Annotated in this window: 17 protein-coding genes; 9 read left to right on the forward strand and 8 right to left on the reverse strand. The window is 66.8% G+C overall.

What is annotated here, in order from left to right; genetic code table 11:
• Positions 1–63: 63 nt before the first annotated feature.
• The 5 genes from ROV93_RS04145 (at position 64) to ROV93_RS04165 (ending at position 7,426) form a co-directional block, all read left to right on the forward strand.
• Complete coding sequence (locus ROV93_RS04145) at positions 64–1,113, forward strand: LacI family DNA-binding transcriptional regulator (RefSeq protein ID WP_061479246.1); 1,050 nt, start codon at positions 64–66, stop codon at positions 1,111–1,113.
• Positions 1,114–1,234: 121 nt separating this feature from the next.
• Positions 1,235–2,491 carry an L-fucose:H+ symporter permease gene (gene fucP / locus ROV93_RS04150; protein ID WP_227837248.1) on the forward strand — a complete coding sequence of 419 codons (1,257 nt, stop codon included), beginning with the start codon at positions 1,235–1,237 and terminating at the stop codon, positions 2,489–2,491.
• A 7-nt stretch (positions 2,492–2,498) separates the two neighbouring features.
• Positions 2,499–3,494, forward strand: coding sequence for a carbohydrate kinase (locus ROV93_RS04155; RefSeq protein ID WP_072169084.1), 996 nt, complete (start codon positions 2,499–2,501; stop codon positions 3,492–3,494).
• Complete coding sequence (locus ROV93_RS04160; protein WP_065177594.1) at positions 3,491–4,717, forward strand: AGE family epimerase/isomerase; 1,227 nt, start codon at positions 3,491–3,493, stop codon at positions 4,715–4,717. Before ROV93_RS04155 ends, ROV93_RS04160 begins: the two co-directional genes overlap by 4 nt.
• A 90-nt stretch (positions 4,718–4,807) precedes the next feature.
• Complete coding sequence (locus ROV93_RS04165) at positions 4,808–7,426, forward strand: glycoside hydrolase family 2 protein (RefSeq protein ID WP_072169085.1); 2,619 nt, start codon at positions 4,808–4,810, stop codon at positions 7,424–7,426.
• Between the two features lie 86 nt (positions 7,427–7,512).
• Here the strand turns inward: ROV93_RS04165 and mtnC are convergent, their stop codons facing one another.
• The 5 genes from mtnC to ROV93_RS04190 form a co-directional block, all read right to left on the reverse strand.
• Complete coding sequence (mtnC, locus tag ROV93_RS04170; protein WP_061479251.1) at positions 7,513–8,208, reverse strand: acireductone synthase; 696 nt, start codon at positions 8,206–8,208, stop codon at positions 7,513–7,515.
• A gap of 3 nt (positions 8,209–8,211) precedes the next feature.
• Entirely contained in the window at positions 8,212–8,769 is a 558-nt protein-coding gene (locus ROV93_RS04175) for an acireductone dioxygenase (RefSeq protein WP_065177596.1), read from the reverse strand.
• Positions 8,770–8,861: 92 nt separating this feature from the next.
• Entirely contained in the window at positions 8,862–9,503 is a 642-nt protein-coding gene (locus tag ROV93_RS04180) for a methylthioribulose 1-phosphate dehydratase (RefSeq protein ID WP_072169086.1), read from the reverse strand.
• Between the two features lie 551 nt (positions 9,504–10,054).
• The gene (locus ROV93_RS04185; protein ID WP_053500013.1) at positions 10,055–11,482 is read right to left on the reverse strand and encodes an amino acid permease; all 1,428 of its coding nucleotides are present in this window, start codon (positions 11,480–11,482) and stop codon (positions 10,055–10,057) included.
• An 82-nt stretch (positions 11,483–11,564) separates the two neighbouring features.
• Positions 11,565–13,040: an amino acid permease gene (locus ROV93_RS04190; protein WP_005416354.1), complete on the reverse strand. Its 1,476-nt coding sequence runs from the start codon at positions 13,038–13,040 to the stop codon at positions 11,565–11,567.
• Between the two features lie 132 nt (positions 13,041–13,172).
• Here ROV93_RS04190 and ROV93_RS04195 point away from each other — a divergent pair, with 132 nt between their 5' ends.
• Positions 13,173–13,787: an NUDIX hydrolase gene (locus ROV93_RS04195; RefSeq protein ID WP_080376960.1), complete on the forward strand. Its 615-nt coding sequence runs from the start codon at positions 13,173–13,175 to the stop codon at positions 13,785–13,787.
• Between the two features lie 109 nt (positions 13,788–13,896).
• Here the strand turns inward: ROV93_RS04195 and serA are convergent, their stop codons facing one another.
• Positions 13,897–15,138 (reverse strand): phosphoglycerate dehydrogenase, encoded by a 1,242-nt coding sequence (serA, locus tag ROV93_RS04200; protein ID WP_180890609.1) that lies wholly within the window; start codon positions 15,136–15,138, stop codon positions 13,897–13,899.
• Between the two features lie 169 nt (positions 15,139–15,307).
• On the opposite strand from serA, the gene ROV93_RS04205 reads away from it, so the two are divergent.
• The 3 genes from ROV93_RS04205 (at position 15,308) to ROV93_RS04215 (ending at position 18,895) form a co-directional block, all read left to right on the forward strand.
• Complete coding sequence (locus ROV93_RS04205) at positions 15,308–16,696, forward strand: FAD-binding oxidoreductase (protein WP_072169007.1); 1,389 nt, start codon at positions 15,308–15,310, stop codon at positions 16,694–16,696.
• 62 nt (positions 16,697–16,758) lie between these two features.
• The gene (locus tag ROV93_RS04210; RefSeq protein ID WP_065196996.1) at positions 16,759–17,058 is read left to right on the forward strand and encodes a DUF2388 domain-containing protein; all 300 of its coding nucleotides are present in this window, start codon (positions 16,759–16,761) and stop codon (positions 17,056–17,058) included.
• A gap of 40 nt (positions 17,059–17,098) precedes the next feature.
• Positions 17,099–18,895 (forward strand): DUF4105 domain-containing protein, encoded by a 1,797-nt coding sequence (locus ROV93_RS04215; protein WP_072169006.1) that lies wholly within the window; start codon positions 17,099–17,101, stop codon positions 18,893–18,895.
• On the opposite strand, the gene ROV93_RS04220 is transcribed toward ROV93_RS04215, so the two are convergent.
• A complete protein-coding gene (locus tag ROV93_RS04220; protein ID WP_072169005.1) occupies positions 18,873–19,949 on the reverse strand; it encodes an ATP-binding protein in 1,077 nt (358 codons plus the stop codon). The two genes, ROV93_RS04215 and ROV93_RS04220, sit on opposite strands and share 23 nt — an antisense overlap.
• Positions 19,949–20,665, reverse strand: a complete 717-nt coding sequence (locus ROV93_RS04225) for a response regulator (RefSeq protein ID WP_005416361.1) — start codon at positions 20,663–20,665, stop codon at positions 19,949–19,951. Before ROV93_RS04225 ends, ROV93_RS04220 begins: the two co-directional genes overlap by 1 nt.
• Positions 20,666–20,787: the final 122 nt, after the last annotated feature.

Below are 20,787 nucleotides of genomic sequence, written 5' to 3' on the forward strand. Positions count from 1 at the left end.
CGGCACGGCACGACACGGCCCTGATCCATTAGGCTTGAGCCTCCAGCGGAGTCCGGGAAGACGATGAACGACAACGGCAACAGTCCCAGCAAGCGCGCCGGCAAGGCGGTGACGGTGACCGACATCGCGCGCGCGATCGGCGTGTCACGGGCAACCGTGTCGCTGGTGCTGCGTGGCAGCCCGCTGGTCAACGTCGATACCCGGGCCAAGGTCGAGGCCGAACTGCGCCGCCAGCGTTACGTCTACAACCGCGCGGCGGCCAACCTGCGCCGTCGTACCTCGTCGAGCATCGCGCTGGTGATCAACGATCTCTCCAACCCGTTCTTCGCCGAGTTCGCATCGGGCGTGGACGAGGCGTTGGGCGGGCGTGGCTACGTGACCCTGCTCGGCAGCACGGGTGAATCGCCGGAGCGGCAGCAGGCGGTGCTGTCCACGCTGATGGAGCACACCCCGGCCGGCCTGATCCTGTCGCCGGCCGAGGGCAGCGATACCGCACAGCTGCGGCAGGCACTGGGCGCCAATGCCAACGTGCTGCTGTTCAACCGCGAACTGGCCGGGGCCGACTGGGACTTCCTGACCCTGGACAACCAGCACGGCGCCTATCTGGCCACGCGCCACCTGATCGAGCGCGGCCATCGCCAGATCGCCTTCTTCGGGGGCCACGCCGCATCCAGTTCCTGCCACCAGCGCCGCGCGGGTTTCCAGCAGGCGCTGGCCGAGGCCGGCCTGTCGCTGCCGCCGGGCTGGATGATCGAATCGGCCCCGAATCGCTTGGAAGCGGCAGCGCGCACCGATGAGCTGTTCGCCGATGGCCATCGCCCAAGTGCGGCGGTCTGCTACAACGACACCGTCGCGCTTGGCCTGATGCTGGGCTTGAACTCGCGCGGTATCCGTCCGGGCGGTGATTTTGCCGTGACAGGCTTCGACGATATTTCCGAGGCGTCGGTCGCGGTTCCGCCGTTGACCACGCTCACCGCCGACCCGCGCGAGCGTGGCCGCCAGGCTGCCGCGCTGCTGCTGCAGCGGCTGGACGAACCGGACGCGCCGCCACGGCGCACGGTTGCGCCGGTGCAGTTGCGCATCCGCGAAAGCAGTGCCGCACGACCGAACTGATTCCTTCTGCATACCCCCTTCCACGCAACAACGACCTTCCGCGCATCGAGGCGCGTACCGCATGCCGATCTCCGCAACGCCCCGTCCATCGGGTTCTTCTTCCAGCGGCACCGCGCCGGTGATGAACGCACGTGCCGCACTGGCGGTGGCCACCACGATCTTCTTCATGTGGGGCTTCCTGACCAGTCTGAACGATGTGTTGATCCCGCACTTGAAAGCGGTGTTCGAGCTGAACTACACGCGCGCGATGCTGGTGCAGTTCACTTTCTTTGGCGCGTACTTCCTGATGTCGTTGCCGGCAGGCCGGCTGGTGGCCCACCTTGGTTACAAGAAGGGCATCATCGCTGGCCTGCTGATCGCCGGTGTCGGCGCGCTCGGCTTCTGGCCGTCAGCGGCGTTGCGCACGTACGACGCGTTCCTCGCTTCATTGTTCGTGCTGGCCACCGGCATCACCGTGCTGCAGGTTGCTGCCAATCCGTACGTAGCGCTGCTGGGGCCTGAACAGACCGCCTCGAGCCGCCTGACCCTGGCCCAGGCGCTGAATTCGCTGGGTACCACGCTGGCACCATTGTTCGGAGGCTTCCTGATCCTCAGCACCACGGTGAAGAGCGGCGACGAGATCGACGCCCTGCCCGTGGCCGAGCAGGTGGCCTATCGCGCCGCTGAAGCGCACTCCGTGCAGGGGCCATACGTGGGCCTGGCGATCGCGCTGGTGCTGCTGGCAGTGTTCGTCTACCTGTTCCGCCTGCCCAGTCTGGCCGAGACCACCGAGAAGGCCGATACGAATCATCACACGTTGCTGGATGCGCTGAAGCAGCCGCACGTGTTGTTCGGTGTGCTGGCGATCTTCTTCTACGTGGGCGCCGAAGTCTCCATCGGCAGTCTGATGGTGAATTATCTCGCCCTGCCGGAGATCGGTGGCATGAGCGAGCAGCAGGCCACGAAGTATGTGTCGGCCTACTGGGGATGCGCGATGGTTGGCCGTTTTGCCGGTTCCTGGCTGTTGGCCAAGTATTCGCCGCGGCGTCTCCTGGCTGGCTTCGCTGTCGCCAATGTGATTCTGCTGGGCGTGACTCTGGCCGCCAGCGGCAAGGCGGCCATGTACGGCATCGTGGCCACGGGCCTGTTCAACTCGATCATGTTCCCGACCATCTTCTCGCTGGCAATCGAACGCTTGGGGCCGCTGACCAACAAGGCGTCAAGCCTGCTGATCATGGCCATTGTCGGTGGTGCGGTGATCCCGCTGCTGCAGGGCATGCTGGCCGATCGCATTGGCCTGCACTTGAGTTTCTTGCTGCCTATCGCCTGCTACCTCTACATTATTTTCTACGGTCTGGTGGGCTCGCGCCCGTCGACCCGCATTCCGCAGGGAGGCTGAGTCCGGAATGGGTGCCATCGTTTGCTTCGGCGAAATTTTGATCGATCTACTAGCGCAGCCGCCGGCCTCGGCCGACACGCCGCGCGCCTTCCTGCAGTACGCCGGTGGTGCACCGGCCAACGTTGCCGTTGCGGCCGCCCGGTTGGGTGCGAAGACGCAGTTCGTCGGCACGCTGGGCCGCGACATGTTCGGCGACTTCCTGGCCGACAGCCTGGTCGAGCACGGCGTGGGCACGGATTACATCGTGCGTACCGATGCGGCCAAGACCGCACTGGCCTTCGTCGCACTGGATGCCAGCGGCGAGCGCAGCTTCAGCTTCTATCGCCCGCCGGCAGCCGACCTGCTGTTCCGTGACAGCGACTTCCAGGCGGCGTGCTTCGACAGCGCACAGTGCTTCCATGTCTGTTCCAACAGCCTGACCGAAGCGGCGATCGCCGAGGCGACCTTCGCCGGCATGGATCGCGCGCGTGCGGCTGGTGCGGTGGTCAGCCTCGACCTCAATCTGCGTCCGGCGCTGTGGCCGGCGAACGAGGACCCGACACCGCGCCTGTGGCAGGCGCTGGAACGCGCCGACCTGGTCAAGCTGTCGCGCGAGGAGCTGGACTACCTGGCCGCGCCGCTGGGTGCCGATGGCGAGGCTGCGGTACTGCGGCGCCTGCTCGCTGCGCGCGTGCGCTGGGTGATCGTCACCGACGGTGCGGCCACGCTGCACTGGTACACGCGCGACAACCACGGCACGGTCACCAGCTTCCGCGTGGCTCCCGTCGATACCACCGCGGCCGGTGATGCCTTCGTCGGTGGCGTGCTGGTCGGCTTGCTGGAGCGCAGCGGCGCCGGTGCCGGTTTTGCCGCCTTCTGCCAGGACCCGGAGGCGATCACCGCCACGCTGCGCTTCGGTGCTGCGGTCGGTGCGCTGGCTGTTACCCGCAAGGGCGCGTTCGCCGCGATGCCCTCGCTCGATGAAGTGCAGCAGCTGCTGCAGGCCCAGGACATTAACGCATGAGCACCTCCCCCGACTTCCGTTCGCCCGCGTTCCTGCGCGCGCACATCGCCGATACGATGGCGTTCTACCATCCGCGGTGCATCGATCCGAACGGTGGCTTCTTCCACTACTTCCGTGACGACGGCAGCATCTACGACGCCAACCATCGCCATCTGGTGAGCAGCACGCGTTTCGTCTTCAACTACGCGATGGCCTACCGCGAATTCGGCAACGCCGAGTACCGTGAGGCGGTCGAGCACGGCGTGCGCTACCTGCGCGAGGTGCACCGCAACCCGGCCACCGGCGGTTACGCCTGGACCCTGCGCGACGGCAAGGTCGAGGACGACATGAACCACTGCTACGGCGTGGCGTTCGTGCTGTTGGCCTACAGCTGCGCACTGAAGGCCGGTCTCGAACAGGCCCGCGCATGGATGGACGAGACCTGGCAGCTGCTGGAGGCGCGCTTCTGGGAGCCCCAGCACGGCCTCTACAAGGACGAAGCCGATGGGCAGTGGAATTTCACCGGCTACCGTGGCCAGAACGCCAACATGCACATGTGCGAGGCGATGCTGGCCGCCTTCGAGGCCAGCGGCGAACAGCGCTATGTGGAGCGCGCGCTGCAGCTGGCCGACAACATGACCCGTCGCCAGGCCGCCAAGGCCGGTGGCCTGGTGTGGGAGCACTACGATTCCAACTGGGAGATCGACTGGGACTACAACCTGGACGACCCCAAGCACCTGTTCCGCCCATGGGGCTTCCAGCCGGGCCACCAGACCGAATGGGCCAAGCTGTTGTTGATCCTGGACCGCCATGTGCAGGTCGACTGGCTGGTGCCGACCGCGCAGCACCTGTTCGACGTGGCCGTGGCGCGCAGCTGGGACGAGGCGCGGGGTGGCCTGTACTACGGTTTCGCGCCGGAGTCGCGCCGGCAGCCGGGCATGGATGGCGCCCCGATCGGTGGCGACAGTTTCGTCTGCGACGACGACAAGTATTTCTGGGTGCAGGCGGAGACGCTTGCGACCGCCGCACTGATGGCCAAGCGTACCGGCGATGACCGCTATTGGCAGTGGTACGAGCGTATCTGGGCGTATTCGTGGGAACACTTCGTCGATCACCGGTACGGCGCCTGGTTCCGCATCCTCGATGCCGACAATCGCAAGTACAGCGACGAGAAGAGCCCGGCCGGCAAGGTGGATTACCACACCATGGGTGCGTGCTACGAAGTGTTGAACGTGGTGCGTTGAGGTTGGCGCGCCGGGCATGGCCCGGCACTGCCGTGAACTGGACTTGCAGGTAGCGCCCGACCATGCCCGGCGGAATAACAGGAGCATCCCGTGCATCGCCTTCCCCTCGTTGTCCGCCTGCTCCTGCTGCTGATCGCGGCGTCCGCCTTCCCGGTCGCTGCCACGCCGCTGCAGGCACAGTGGGAGTTCCGCATGCTGCCCGGCGACGCGCAGGGCGCCGCTCATCCAGGTCTGCAGCAATGGCGGGCGGCGACGGTGCCGGGCAGCGTGCACACCGACCTGCTCGCTCACGAACTGATCCGTGATCCGTATGTCGGCGCACCAGAGGCCGAACTGCAATGGATCGGCCTGGCCGCCTGGGAGTACCGCGCGCGCTTCGACGTGGATGCGGCGACGCTGGCCAAGCCCAATGCCGAGCTGCGCTTCGACGGTCTGGATACCTACGCCGACGTCAGCCTCAACGGCAAGCCGCTGCTGCGTGCGGACAACGCGCACCGGACCTGGCGCGCGCGCGTGAATGGGCGCCTGCGGGCCAGGGACAATGAACTGCAGATCGTGTTCCGTTCGCCGATCCGCACCCTGCTGCCGGGCGTGCAGGCAATGCCGCACAAGATCGCTGGCAACTATCCGTCGCCGTATGGCGATGAGCCGAAGGACGCGATGGTCGGCAACTTCGCGCGCAAGCCGGCCTACCACTTCGGCTGGGACTGGGGTCCGCGCTATGTCACCGCCGGCGTCTGGCGCGGAATCGATCTGCAGGCTTGGGACGCGCACCGCCTGACCGATCTTGCGGTGCGCACGGATGCATTGAGCGCGGAGCAGGCGAAGCTGGCCGTGCTGCTGCAAGTAGAGCAGGGCGACGCTGCCGGTTCTGCGGTGGTCAATGTCGATGTGCGCGATCCGCAGGGTCGCAGCGTGGCCCAGGTGCAGCGCACGGTGCTGCTGAAGCCCGGCCAGAACAGCATCGAGGTTCCGGTTGAACTGGCCGATCCGCGGCGCTGGTGGCCAGTCGGCTACGGCGCGCAGGACCGCTACACGGTGCAGGCCCGCCTGGACCAAGGTGGCGCGCCGGAGCTGGCGCGCGAGCAGCGCATCGGGCTGCGCACGGTCGAACTGCGCCGCGAGGGAGACCGCAAGGGCGGGCAGGGCTTTGCCTTCGTCATCAACGGCGTGGAGATCTTCGCCAAGGGCGCCAACGTGATTCCGTTCGATGCCTTCCCCGCGCGCGTCGATGCCGCACGCCTGCGCCAGGTGCTGACGGCCGCGCGCGACGCCAACATGAACATGCTGCGCAACTGGGGCGGCGGCTACTACGAGGAGGACGCGTTCTTCGACATCGCCGACGAACTGGGCCTGCTGGTGTGGCAGGACTTCATGTTCGGCGGCGGCATGCAGCCGGGCTACGATCCGGCGTTTCGTGCCAACGTGGTGGCCGAAGCACGCGACAACGTGCGCCGTCTGCGCCACCACCCCAGCATCGTGCTGTGGTGTGGCAACAACGAGGAAGAAACCGCCTGGAAGGACTGGGGCCATGGTCGCGACCTGAAGGCGGCCGACCCGGCGTTTGCAGCGAAGGTCTGGCAGGGCTATGTCGACCTGTTCGGCAACGATCTGCGCGCGGTGGTGGGCGAGGAAGGGCTGGGCGTGCCGTACTGGTCCAGTTCACCGAGCAACGATCTTGACGAAAAGGCCAACGACTCGACCCGCGGCGACAAGCACTACTGGCAGGTCTGGGGCAATCCGGCGCTGCCGGTGCAGGCCTACCTGCGTGAGACGCCGCGCTTCATGTCCGAGTACGGGCTGCAGGCGTGGCCGTCGGTGGCGACGGTGGACCAGATCGCCACCCGCGCCGAGCAGCGCATCGACAGCCCGGTGATCCGTGCGCACCAGAAGTTCATGGCGGGCGAGGGCAACAGCCGCCTGCTGCACTACATCGAGCTGGGCTACGGTACGCCGAAGGACTTCGAGGACTTCGTCTACCTCAGCCAGGTCATGCAGGCCGATGGCATCGCTCTGGCGGCACTGCACCATCGCGCCTCGCGCCCGTACACGATGGGCTCGCTGTACTGGCAGCTCAACGATGTCTGGCCCGGCGCCTCGTGGTCCAGCGTGGACTATTTCGGCCGCTGGAAGGCGCTGCACTTCGCCGCGCGGCGTTTCTTCGCGCCAGTGACGGTGGCAGCGCTGCGCGACGAGGGCAGCACGCGGGTGCGCCTGATCAACGACGGTGCCGCACTGGATGCGCGCTGGCGTCTGCGGGTGATGGACGTGGAAGGGAAGGTGCTGCGTCGTCGCGAGGAAACGGTGACGTTGGCGGCGGCGGGTGTCACCCCGATGGGCGATTTCAGCGATGCGGAGCTGCTGGCCGGTGCCGACCCGATGCGTACGGTGGCGGTGTTCGAGTTGCTGCAGGACGGCAACGTGAGTGCGCGGCAGGTGGTCGGTTTCGTTGAAGCCAAGGACCAGGTGTTGCCGCGGCAGAAACTCAAGGCCACGTTGTCCATCGAAGGGGACCACTATCGTCTGCGGCTGGAAAGCGCGGCGTATGTGCGCGCGGCGTGGATCGACTTCGGCGCGCTGGATGTGCAGGTCGAAGACAACCTGCTGGACCTGCTGCCGGGTGAAACCCGCGATATCGCGGTGCGCGGCCCGGTGGATCTGGTTACCCTGCGCGAAGCGCTGAAGGTGAAGACCCTCAACGACCGTTGAGCAAAAAAGGGGACGGAGGGGATTAAGTCGTTTGTGGCCCATGTGTGCCACAAACGACTTAATCCCCTCCGTCCCCTTTTTCTTGCTTACAGCTGGATCTGCTGGAAATTCTCGACCCGTTCGTGGCCGTTGGCGGCCTGCCCGGTACGCGGCATCGGGTAATCATCCAGGCGATCGATCAGGCGGGTCTGCAGCCCGGCTTCGCGGGCGGCATCCAGTTCTTCCACCACATCGGACAGGAACAGGATCTCGCCGGCCGGTACGCCGATGGCCTGCACGATGCGGCGGTAGCTGTCGGCCTCGCGCTTGCCGCCGACTTCGGTGTCGAACCAGCCCGACACCAGCGGGCTGAGGTCCCCGGCATCGCTGAAGCCGAAGAACAGCTTCTGCGCCGGCACCGAGCCGGAGGAGTACACGTACAGCGGCAGCCCGGAGGCGTGCCAGCCCTTCAGCACCGGCGCTACTTCCGGGTAGAAGTGCGCGGTGTAGTCGCCACGGCGGTAGCCTTCGTCCCAGATCAGTCCCTGCAGCGCCTTCAGTGCGGTGTGCTTGCGGTCCTGGTCGATCCAGCCCTGCAGCGTCTCGGCCACGAGGCTGTCCTGGCAGGCACCGCCGATCTCGGTTGCCACCGCATCCAGCCAGCGGCGGACGTCCGGCTGCTGGCCATGCTCGGCGACAAACGCGGGCAATGCCTTGCGCGCATAGGGGAACAGCACGTTCTTGACGAACGAGATGCTGCTGGTGGTGCCTTCGATATCGGTCAGGATGACGCGGGCTTGCATGGATCAGGACGCCTGGGTGGGTACGTAACGAGGGAACTTCTGCGCGATGTCGGTGCCGGTGAAGTGACCGACCCAGCCATCCGGCTCGGTGAAGAAGCGGATCGCCACGAAGCTGGGTTCCTCGCCCATGTCGAACCAGTGGGTGGTGCCATCGGGCACGGCGATCAGGTCATCCTTCACGCACTCGATCTCATAGACCTTGTCACCCACGTGCAGGGTGAACAGGCCCGAGCCGGCGACGAAGAAGCGCACTTCGTCTTCCTTGTGGAAGTGCTCGTCGAGGAACTTCTTGCGCAGCTCGGCGCGATTCGGGTTGTCCGGGGCGATCGAGGCCACGTCCACGCTCTTGAAGCCGCGCTCGGCGACCAGGCGGTCGATGTCAGCGCGGTAGGCGGCGAATACTTCCTCCTGGCTGGCGCCCGGTGCGACGGGCGCGGTGGCCTGCCAGCGCTCGAAGGTGACGCCGATCTTCTGCAGCTCGGCAGTGATGACCGCGCCGTCCTGGGTGTCCAGCAGCGGCGAATCGGGGCGGGTGTCGTCGTAGATGCGCAGTCGGCTCATGGCGGCAGCTTGAACGTCTCGGGGGGAAGACAGGGTAGCAGGGTGGGTGTAGGGCGCAGATTCCGGATCGGCATCTGCACCTGCGCGCCGGTTCAGCCGCGCAGCCTGCGCAGCTCCAGTTCGCAGTGGAACAGGAACTCGAACGCTTCCAGGTGGCGGCGTGCCTCGGCCATGTCGCGGCCCCAGGCGTACAGGCCGTGGCCATCGATCAGATAGCCCCACAGGTTCCGCCGGTCGAGCAGGTCATCGACCTGCTTCGACAGCACGTTCATGTCCTGGGTGTTGGCGAACACGGGCACATCGATGGCCATTTCGTGGGTACTGTTGCCGGCGAAGGCCTTCAACAGCTCGTAGCCTTCCAGGCGGACATGACCCTGCGGCGCGTACAGGCGCGAGGCGATGGTCTGCACCGGCGAGTGCGTATGCAGCACGCAGCCGACCTCCGGGAAGCGGCGGTACAACTGGGTGTGCAGCAGGGTCTCGGCGGACGGGCGCAGCGGACGGCCGACGGCCTGGCCGTCGAAGTCCACCACCATGATGTCGTCCTCGATCAGGCGGCCCTTGTCCTTGCCGGACACCGTGATCGCCGCGTGGCGATCGTCCAGGCGGTGGGAGAAGTTGCTGCTGGTGGCCGGGGTCCAGCCGGCATGGGCCAGTTCGCGGACGTTGTCGATCAGCAGCTGGGCCAGTTCGCTCAGGCGCGCGGTGTCGTAGGGGAAGGTGGGGGCGTTCATGCCGACGATTTTACTGGATTCGGCCAACGGCTGAGCCCCTCGTGGCGGGTCGTGTAGAGCGGTTCATGGGGTTGGCGGGGCGGGCGGGTCGTGCAGGGGACGCTGCAAGTACGTCCCTGTAAGCTCGGTCGCCGCATCCATGCGGCTCACGCCCCTGCACGGCCCACCCGCCCCGCCTCGGACAGGTTCCGGCGTGCGGCCGGCCACGGAGTGAAGAAGGAAGAGCGAAAAGCGGGTCGCGGCGCTACGCTTGCTCGCAGCCGAGCATGGCTCGGCTCTACAGAAGATTCGTCCCGATACATTCGTTTCCGGGAACGCTTCATCCACGCATGGCGTGGATCTACCGGACGCGCCGGGAGACTGTCAGGGGCGGGGAGGCATGGGTTCGCGGGGGTGTCAGCCGCATGGATGCGGCTGCCAAGCCTACATGGACGTACTTGCGGCGTCCCCCGCGAACCCATGCCTCCCCGCCAAACCCACAGTCCCGCTCTTGCCGTTGCTCCGGCTTCAAAGGCGGGTGCAGGGCCGCAGGCCCTGCAATGCAGAAAACCTCACTTACCCCGCAGACGGCTGTGCCTGAAGCCGTAGCAGAAATAGATCACGAAACCGACGAAGGTCCAGACGCCCATCAGCATCCAGTTGTGCATCGTCATCGCCGACAGCAGGGCCAGGCAACTCAGCACGCCCAGGCTGCAGATCAGCCAGGCCATCGGCATGCGGAACGGGCGCGGCAGGTCCGGCTGGGTGCGGCGCAGGATCAGCACGCCGGCACACACCGCCGCGAACGCGATCAGCGTGCCCATCGAGGTCAGCTCGCCCAGGATGTCCAGCGGGAACAGCGCCGCCAGCAGCGCGATGCCGATGCCGGTGATCACCGTGTTGATGTGCGGGGTGCGGTACTTCGGGTGGATCCTGGTGAACACCGGCGGCAGCAGGCCGTCGCGGCCCATGATCATGAAGATGCGCGGCTGGCCGATGATCATCACGAGGACCACCGAGGACAGGCCGACCAGCGCGCCGACCTCGACCACCCAGCGCAGCCAACCCAGCTGCGGATGCGCGGCCACCGCGGTCACCACCGGTTCGTCGGTGCCCAGCAGCTGGAACGGCACCAGGCCGGTCATCACCGCGGCCATCGCGATGTAGAGCACGGTGCAGACCACCAGCGACAGCATCATGCCGATCGGCATGTCGCGCTGCGGATTCTTCGATTCCTGCGCCGCCACCGATACCGCCTCGAAGCCGATGTAGGCGAAGAACACCATCGCCGCGCCACGCAGTACGCCTTCCATGCCGTACTTGCCGGGGCCTTCGTTGGCGGGAATGAACGGCGTCCAGTTGCTGGTGTCCACATACTTCCAGCCGACCACGATGACCAGCAGGATCAGGCCGGTCTTGAGCACGACCATCGCCATGTTCATTGCCGATGACTTGCTGATGCCGACGTAGCACAGCCAGGTCAGCAGCAGTACCAGCGCAGCGGCCGGCAGGTTGGCGATCGCGCCGGTGGGGCGCAGCTGTGCATCGAGTGGGGCACTGACCAGCGCCGCCGGTAGATGGATGTCGAACTGGCTGAGCAGGCTGAGGAAATAGCCGGTCCAGCTGACCGCCACCGCCGACGCAGAGACGCCGTATTCGAGCACCAGCATCCAGCCGATGAACCAGGCCGACAGTTCGCCGAAGGTGGCGTAGGTATAGGTATAGGCGCTGCCGGAGACCGGCACCATCGAGGCGAACTCGGCGTAGGCCAGCGCGCAGAAGGCGCAGCAGATGGCGGCCAGCACGAACGACAGCATGATCGCGGGGCCGGCGTGGTTGGCGGCGGCCTGGCCGGTGATGACGAAGATGCCGCCGCCGATCACGGCACCGATGCCGAGGGCGGTCAGGCCCCAGGGGCCGAGGTGGCGGCGCAGGCTCAGGCCGTTGGCGTCTTCATGGGCGGCATGCGGGTGCTTGGTGGCCCACAGTTGCTTGAACATGTGTGGTGGTCTTGTCGAAGCGCGCCGTGTCTGGCGCGCGGGGAAAACGGACGGGCCGGCACAGGGCCGGCCCGTAGGCGGATCAGGGTGACTTGGCCAGCTTGCTGTTGCGCATGCCATAGCCGAGATAGATCAGCATGCCCAGCACGGTCCAGCCGACGAACAGGTGCCAGTGCACCACGAACGCCTGCCAGAACAGGAACAGGCAGGCCGCAGCGCCAAGCGGGCAGATGATCCACACCGCCGGCACGCGGAACGGGCGATGGATCTCCGGCTTGGTATAGCGCAGCACCAGCACGCCGATGCAGACCGTGGCGAAAGCCAGCAGGGTACCCATCGAGACCAGTTCGCCCAGCACGTTCAGCGGCACCAGGCCGGCCAGTGCGGCGGCGATCACGCCGACCACGATCGTGGCCCAATAGGGCGTGCGGAAACGAGCGTGGACCTTGCCGAAGAACTTCGGCAGCAGGCCGTCGCGGGAAATGGTGTAGGCGATGCGGGTCTGGCCCATCATCATCACCAGCACCACCGAGGACAGGCCGGCGATGGCGCCGATCTCGACCAGGGTCTTCAGCCAGGACAGGGTCGGGTAGGGCTCCAGCGCGGTGGCCACCGGCTTGTCGGTGCCCAGCAGGTGGTACGGCATCATGCCGGTCAGCACCGCGCAGACGATGATGTAGACGATGGTGCACACGGCCAGCGAGCCGAGCAGGCCGATCGGCATGTTGCGCTGGGGATCCTTGGTTTCGCCGGCGGCGGTGGAGACCGCATCGAAACCAATGTAGGCGAAGAAGACGATGGTGGCCGCGCGGAAGATGCCGCTCCAGCCGAACTCACCCGGCACGCCGGTGTTTTCCGGAATGAAGGGCTGCCAGTTGGCCGGATCGATGTGGGCCGCGCCGATGCCGATGAACAGGCAGATGACGGTGACCTTGATCGCCACGATGATGGCGTTGACGAACGCCGACTGGGTCACGCCCACGTACAGCAGGCCGGACACCGCCGCCACGATCAGCACCGCCGGCAGGTTGAACAGCTTGCCGGAGGAGACGAACTCGCTGCCGGTCCAGGCGATGGGCGCGGCGCTGAGCAGGTCCGGGAAGGGCATGTGCAGCGTGGTGGTGATGAAGCTGATCAGGTAGGCCGACCAGCCCACCGCGACCGACGCCGAGGCGAACAGGTACTCCAGCACCAGGCACCAGCCGATGAACCAGGCCATGCCTTCGCCGAGGGTGGCATACGAATAGGAGTAGGCACTGCCGGAGACCGGCATCATCGCCGCGAACTCGGCGTAGCACAGGCCCGCCAGGGCGCAGGCGAAGCCGGCCAGCACGAACGACAGCATCACCGCCGGGCCGGCGTGGTTGGCCGCGGCCTGGCCGGTCAGCACGAAGATACCAGCGCCGATCACCGCACCCACGCCAAGCAGGATGAGGTGTTTAGCCGTGAGGGTCCGTTTCAGCGTGGCTTCGCCGTCCAGGCTGCCTTCGATGGGTTCGCCGGCATCGACGTGCCCGGCCGGCTGGACCGGCTTGACCCTCAACAGAGCTTTCAGCATGCAGTACTTCCTAATGATCGGATGGGGTGGGCCGCCGATACGTTGCCGGCAACCTTGAACGGTGAAGGCCGTGCGAACGGCCCGCTGTACCTTAGCCAAAGCTGAAGCCAACGCACAAGCGCAATCGCAACAATGAACGGCGATAATGAGCAGTATTTTTCCGAACCGCCCCCATTCATGCGCCAGACCGCCGAAACCCTTGCCGTGCTTGACGATCGCCTACGCGGCCTGTTGCGGGACTATGCCCGCCGCGAGCCCGCCCACGACGCACTGGCTGCCGAATTCGGCACATTGCTGGACGATCCAGAAGATCCGTTCCGTCGCGAACGGCTGGCCGGGCATTTCACCGCCAGCTGCTGGCTGGTCAGTGCCGACGGCCAGCGCCTGCTGCTCACCCATCACCGAAAGCTGCAGCGCTGGCTGCAGCTGGGCGGTCACGCCGACGGCGACCGTGATCTGGCGCAGGTGGCGCTGAAGGAAGCCGAGGAGGAGTCCGGCCTGAGCGGCCTGGTACTGGAAGACCCGGCCATCTTCGATCTGGACAAGCACTGGATTCCCGAGCGCAAGGACGTGCCGGGGCACTGGCACTACGACGTGCGTTTCGTGATCCGGGCGCTGGGTGGCGAGGCCTTCGTGCTCAGCGAGGAATCGCTCGACCTGGCCTGGCGGGCGGTGACCGAAGTCGCGGTCGACCCCGAATCGGATGAATCGATGCAGCGCATGGCGCGCCGGTGGTTGGCGCGCTAGCAACCTGTAGAGCCGAGCCGATGCTCGGCTCGATGCAGGCCGGAACCGCAGCCGAGCATGGGCTCGGCTCTACACGTGCAAGGCGGGACGCGCGTCAATACAGCGCGCGTCAATACAGGATGCGCGTACGCAACGTTCCTGGAATGGCGGCCAGTTCGTCGCGGACGGCGGCGGCCTGTTCCTCGCTGGCGGTGATGTCGATCACCACGTAGCCCACCTTCGGGTCGGTACGCAGGAACTGGCCGTCGATGTTGACGTTGTGGCGCGAGAAGATCTCGTTGACCCTGGACAGCACGCCCGGCACGTTCTGGTGGATGTGCAGCAGGCGCAGGCTGTCTTCGTGTTCGGGCAGGGTCACTTCCGGGAAGTTGACCGCCGACAAGGTGCTGCCGTTGTCGCTGTAGCGCACCAGCTTGGCCGCCACTTCCACGCCGATGTTGTCCTGCGCTTCCAGCGTACTGCCACCGACGTGCGGGGTCAGGATCACGTTGTCGTGACGGGTCAGCGGCGACTCGAAGATATCGCCGTTGCCATTCGGTTCAACCGGGAACACGTCCAGCGCGGCACCACCGACGTGGCCGCTGGCCAGCGCAGCGTCCAGCGCATCGATGTCGACCACGGTGCCGCGGGCGGCGTTGATCAGGTGCGCGCCCTTGCGCATCTTCGCCAGCTCGGTGCTGCCGATCATCCACTGCGTGGCCGGCGTCTCCGGCACGTGCAGGGTGACAATGTCGGCGCGTGCCAGCAGGTCGTCCAGGCTGGCCGCTGCACGCGCATTACCCAGTGCCAGCTTGGTTTCCACGTCGTGGAAGATCACCTGCATGCCCAGCGATTCGGCAAGCACGCCGACCTGGGTGCCGATGTGGCCATAACCGATGATGCCCAGCGTCTTGCCGCGCACTTCATGGCTGCCGCTGGCTGACTTCGACCAGCCGCCGCGATGGCATTCGGCGTTCTTCTGCGGGATGCCGCGGGTCAGCATGATCGCCTCGGCGATCACCAGCTCGGCCACGCTGCGGGTGTTGGAATAGGGCGCATTGAACACCGGGATGCCGGCCAGTTCGGCCGCATCCAGGTCGACCTGGTTGGTGCCGATGCAGAAGCAGCCCACCGCGATCAGTCGCTTGGCCTCGGCCAGCACCTCGGCGCTGAGCTGGGTGCGTGAGCGGATGCCGACGATGTGCGCCTCGGCGATGCGTGCCTTCAATTCGTCCTCGGGCAGCGCCTTGGTGTGCGCTTCGATCTGGCTGTAGCCGGCGGCGCTGAACACCTCCACGGCGGTCTGGCTGACCCCCTCCAGCAACAGCACGCGGATATCCTGCTTCGGGAACGAGGTCTTCTTCGGCGACATGGGGCAACACGGCCAGTGGGACAGGGGCTGACCACTATGCCAGATCACGGCGCTCATGGTGCAGTGCGCAATTGGTTGCATCCGTAGCTATCGGCCCGGCTGCGGGGCTGGACGCTGGCGCGTGCCGCTGGCACGCTTGCCCGTTCTTCACGCCCCGCGCTGGACCGTCATGACCGATTCCCGCATTGCCTCGCTGCAGCAGGCCTGTCCCGGCCTGAAGCTGAAGACCGACCCGGCCGACCTGGAGCATTACGGGCGCGACTGGACCCGGCGCTGGACGCCTGCGCCGTTGGCGGTCGCACTGCCGGCCACGGTCGAGGAGGTACAGGCGGTGATGCGCTGGAGTGCCGCCGAGGGCGTGGCGGTGGTGCCGTCGGGCGGCCGCACCGGCCTCTCGGGTGGCGCGGTGGCGGCCAACGGCGAGCTGGTGCTCAGCCTGGAGAGGATGAACAAGGCACTGGCCTACGACGCGGTCGACCGCACCCTGGTGGTGCAGGCCGGCATGCCGCTGGAAGCCGTGCACAACGCCGCGCTGGACCACGGCCTGATCTACCCGGTGGATTTCGCCGCGCGCGGCTCGTGCACGATCGGCGGCAACATCGCCACCAATGCCGGCGGCATCCGCGTGATCCGCTACGGCAACACCCGCGAGTGGATCGCCGGGCTGAAGGTGGTCACCGCCAGTGGCGAACTGCTCGAGCTCAACAAGGGCCTGATCAAGAACTCCAGCGGCTATGACTTCCGCCAGCTGCTGATTGGTTCGGAAGGTACGTTGGGGGTGATCGTCGAGGCGACGGTGAAGCTGACCGATCCGCCGCCGGCCAGCAACGTGATGCTGCTGGCCGTACCCAGCTTCGAAGTGCTGATGCAGGTGTTCGCCGCGTTCCGCGCGCGCCTGCAGCTGCAGGCCTTCGAGTTCTTCACCGACCGCGCGCTGGAACATGTGCTGGCGCACGGCGCGCAGGCGCCGTTCGACGAGGTGCACCCGTACTACGTGGTCACCGAGTTCGCCGCCAACGACGAAGCGCAGGAAGCGGCGGCGATGGCGGCCTTCGAGGACTGCATGGGCAACGGCTGGGTCAGCGACGGGGTGATCAGTGCCAGCGACGCCCAGGCCGCCCAGCTGTGGCGCCTGCGCGAAGGCATCACCGAATCGCTGGCGCGCTGCAAACCCTACAAGAACGACGTCTCGGTACGGATCTCGGCGATGCCGGCGTTCCTGGCCGAGACCCAGGCGCTGATCGGGCAAGCCTACCCGCACTTCGACGTGGTCTGGTTCGGCCACATCGGCGACGGCAACCTGCATATCAACGTGCTCAAGCCCGACGACACCAGTGACGCCGATTTCGTGGCGCAGTGCGAGCACGTCACCAAGCTGCTGGCGCAGGTGCTGGCGCGTTTCGACGGCAGCATCTCGGCCGAGCATGGCATCGGCCTGGTCAAGAAGGGCTACCTGGACAGCACCCGCGGCCCGGCCGAAATCGCGCTGATGAAAGCGGTCAAACGCGCGTTCGATCCCCAAGCGCGGCTGAATCCCGGCAAGCTGTTTGACGCCTGAGCCGGGCAAATCCTTCACGCACCCGTTACGCTCCACGCATCCTCACAACCGGCTTCGAACCGATGACCCGTCCGCTTCTACTGCTCGCCCTGCTGTCCCTGCCGCTGGCCGGCTTTGCTTCCAGCTTCGCCGGCACCTCGGCCGGTTCTGCCACCGGTGCTTCCTCCGGCTCCTCGGGCAGCAGCTCGGGTGACGACAAGGTGGTGCTGGCCGCGCGCGACGATGCCGCTGCGTTCGTTGCCAGCGACGGCCAGATCCGTGGCGCCCGCCTGCAGGCCGCACTGGCCCACCTGCGTGAGCAGAGCGCCGCCGCGCAGCAGCAGAGCGACCTGGAACTGGCCCGCACACTGCTGGCGCGTTGATCCGGCCTTCGGGTAGTGCCGGCCGCTGGCCGGCAATTCCATGACATCTGCACGGAACGCCGCCACGCTTGGCGTGGCTCTACTGCTGACCGCCCACGTCGCGTCTGCAGCTGATCGCCTGCAGCTTGATCCGTCCGGTCTCGATCCGGCGCAGCAGCGGCTCGCCAGCCAGACCCTGGCCGACGTGCAGTCACTATTGCCGGACGGCCTGCTGGCTGCGTTGCCGGCGCAGGTACGGGTGCGCTGGACGGATGACCTGCCGGCCGATGTGCATGGCCGCACCTTCGCTGGCCGTATCGCGTTGCGCCGGAGTCTGCTGGGCGACAGTGCGCCGGGCGCCCGGCGCGCACGCCGCAGCGCGCTGGTACACGAACTGACGCACGTCGCCGACCGTGGCGGTGCGAACTGGTCGCAGAGCATGCGATGGCGTGACCTCGCGGGTTGGCAGCGCAAGCCCTGGCATCTCGGCCGTGGCGACAACGACTTCCGTGACCGCAGCCCCGATGCGTATGAACTGAAGGACCCGGCCGAGTACCTGGCAGTGAACGCCGAGCATTTCGTGCTCGACAGCGAGTTCGCCTGCCGGCGCCCGGCACTGGCGCGGTGGTACCAGGCCCATTTCGGAACCCCGCCATCGCTGCCGCAGTCGCACTGCGCGACCGCGTTGCCCTTGCTGCAGGCCGAATCGGAAGAGGGGGCGGCATCGCTGCTGCAGCTCGACCCCGCGCGTGTCTACGCCGTGGATTACCTGTTCGCCGAAGGCAGCGCGCAGCCGATGAGCCGCTGGGGCCACAGCATGCTGCGATTGGTGATCTGCAGGCCCGGGCGCGCACCGGGGCCGGACTGCAGGCTGGATCTCGAACACCACCGCGTGCTGTCCTTCCGCGCGTTCGTGGGCGACGTGCAGATATCCAACTGGCGCGGCTTGACCGGCGGCTACCCGTCGCGGCTGTTCGTGCTGCCGCTGCAGCAGGTGGTGGACGAGTACACCAAGGTCGAACTGCGCGGCCTGCAGTCGCTGCCATTGCGGCTGCAGCGCGATGAGATCGCCAGCCTGCTCGAGCGCACCGCCCAGGTGCACTGGAGCTATGACGGGCGCTATTACTTCGTCAGCAACAACTGTGCGGTGGAGACCGCCAAGCTGCTGCAGGCCGGAGTGCCGCGGCTGGGCGAGGCCGGGCTGGCCCAGCTGAGTCCGCGTGGTCTCAAGCGCCGGCTGGCGCGGCTGGGCATGCTCGACGAGCGGGTACTCACGGACCGCAACGCCGCGCAGGCACAGGGCTATTACTTCGCTTCCGCGCGCGACCACTATCAGCAGTTGTTCACAGTGGCAGCGACCCAGCTGAGCTTGCCCGCGCGCGATGTGCGCGGCTGGTTGAAGCTGCCGGCAGAACAACGGGCACCGTGGCTGCTGAAGGGCGACCTGCGCGCCAGTGCCGGCCTGCTGTTGCTGGAACAGGCCGCACAGCGGCGTGCCGAGCTGCGGGCACGCGATGTGCTCAAGCGGCAGCTGCTGGCTGCTGCCAACAGCGCGGAAACCCGCAGCCTGCGCGGCCTGCTGGCGCAGAGTGGGCAGTGGTTGCGCCCGGGGACGCTGCTGCAGGACGGCGGCTATGGGTTGCCGCTGGGCGACGAGCAGGTACTGCTGTCTGCGGCCGTGGCCACTGCCAGTGCGCACGCGGTACCGGCATGGCAGGCATTGCGTGTGCAGCTTCGCCAGCAGTTGCCGGCGCAGCAGCGTGAGGAAATGGATGCGATCGACGCCAATCTGGCCGCGCTGGGAGCACACCTGCGCACGCAGGCCGCTGGTCCGGCTACTGGCGCGGCAGTTCGATGACGAAACGGCTGCCGCCGCAGCTGCCGGGCGTGCAGTAAGCATGGCCACCATGTGCATCGGCGATGGCCTTGACCACCGCCAGGCCGAGCCCGCTGCCACCGCCCTGGCGCGAACGTGAGCCGTCGGCGCGCATGAACGGAGTGAAGATGTCGGCATGCAGTCCGGGATCGATGCCCGGGCCTTCATCCTCGATGGCCACCTGCACATGGCCCGGCGTGTCATGCACGGCGATCCGCACCTTGCCTGGGCTGGCATAGCGACGCGCGTTTTCCAGCAGCGCCAGCAGCGCCTGGCGCAGGCGCGTGGGATCACAGTGCGCGTTGTGTTCCTCGCGGCTGGTTTCCAGTTCCAGCACGAAGCCCGCAGCGCGGAACTGCGGGTCGACCAGCGTCATCACCGAATGCACCTCGGCCACCACGTCGGTGCGTGCGCGACGCACGTCCAGCCGCGCATTGTCGGACAGGCTCAGCACGCGCAGATCTTCGATCAGTCGCGACAGCCCTTCGACCTGGGCGAGCAGGCTGCGGAACTGCGACTCGTCCGGCTGGAACACGCCCTCGGCCAGTCCCTGCAGGCGGCCGCGCAGGATCGTCACCGGAGTACGCAGCTCATGTGCGATGGCCGCATGCCACATCGCGCGCTCGCTCTCCATGTGCTGCAGGCGGCGCGCCATCGCATTGAAGTCCTCAACCAGGGTTGCCACTTCGCCCGGAGAATTCTCCTCGACGCTGGCGCGCGCCCCAAGGTCACCGCTGGCGAGCGCACGCACGCTGTCCACCAGCGAATTCAACGGCGACAGGATGCGGTGGGCGAGGCGGAACGAGGCGGCGATGGCCAGCGCCAGGCCGGTCAGGATCACGCCCACCATCCATGCCAGCTCCGGCCCGGTCGGCAGCCAGCTTTCCGGCTCTTCGGTACTTCCGGGGAAGAACTCGACCAGCACCGCGTACAGCAGCCACGACGACAGGATCATCATCACGATGACGCCGATCACCATCAGCGACATCGAGACGATGATGTGGCGGCTGAGCCCGGAACGGCGCAGTCGGGCCATCAGCGGTCAGCCATCAACCGGTAGCCGACGCCGCGCACACTGGCCGGAACATTGACCATGCCCACTTCGTCCAGCTTGCGGCGCAGCTTGCTGACATGGCTGTCGACAGTGCGCTCCAGCGCTTCGCTTTCCGGCAGGCATTCGTGCATCAGCTCGCTGCGGCTGAAGATGCGGGTCGGTGCCAGCGCCATGCAGTGCAGCAGCTTGAACTCGGTGAGCGTGAGCAGCACTTCGTGACTATAGCCTTCGCCCTCCACGTGCACGGCGTGGGTGGCCGAGTCGATCAGCAGCGGGCCGACGCGCAGCGCAGTGGGCGCGTCCACGCGCGAGGCGCGCAGCGTACGCCGCAGCACCGCGCGCACGCGCGCCGCCACCTCGGCCGGGTTGAACGGCTTGACCACGTAGTCGTCGGCACCCATGCGCAGCGCGGTCAGCTTGTCCAGGTCCTGGTCCAGCGCGGTCAGCATGATCACCGGCGTCTCACCACGCTGGCGCAGCTGGGTCAGCACGCTCCAGCCATCCAGGCGTGGCAGCTGTACATCGAGCAGGACCAGGTCAGGACGGGCGCTGCGATGCAGGTCCAGTGCGCTATGGCCATCGGCCGCGCGCAGCGTGCGCAGTCCTTCCCGTTCCAGGTAGGCGCTGAGAATATCGGCGATCTCGGCCTCATCCTCGACGATCAGGACCAGGGCGGCGAGGGCGGGGGAGGCATGCATGCAGGGGCGGGGCCGTAAGGTGCTTGCCTCCATCGTATCTCCACAGTTCCTCCATCGAAACCCCATCATTGCCACGCACACTGCGCGCTTCAGAACCTATCCGCCGCCTGCGCGGCATTGTG

This window comes from Stenotrophomonas maltophilia group sp. msm4, assembly GCF_032025605.1.
Taxonomy (GTDB): Bacteria; Pseudomonadota; Gammaproteobacteria; order Xanthomonadales; family Xanthomonadaceae; genus Stenotrophomonas; species Stenotrophomonas sepilia.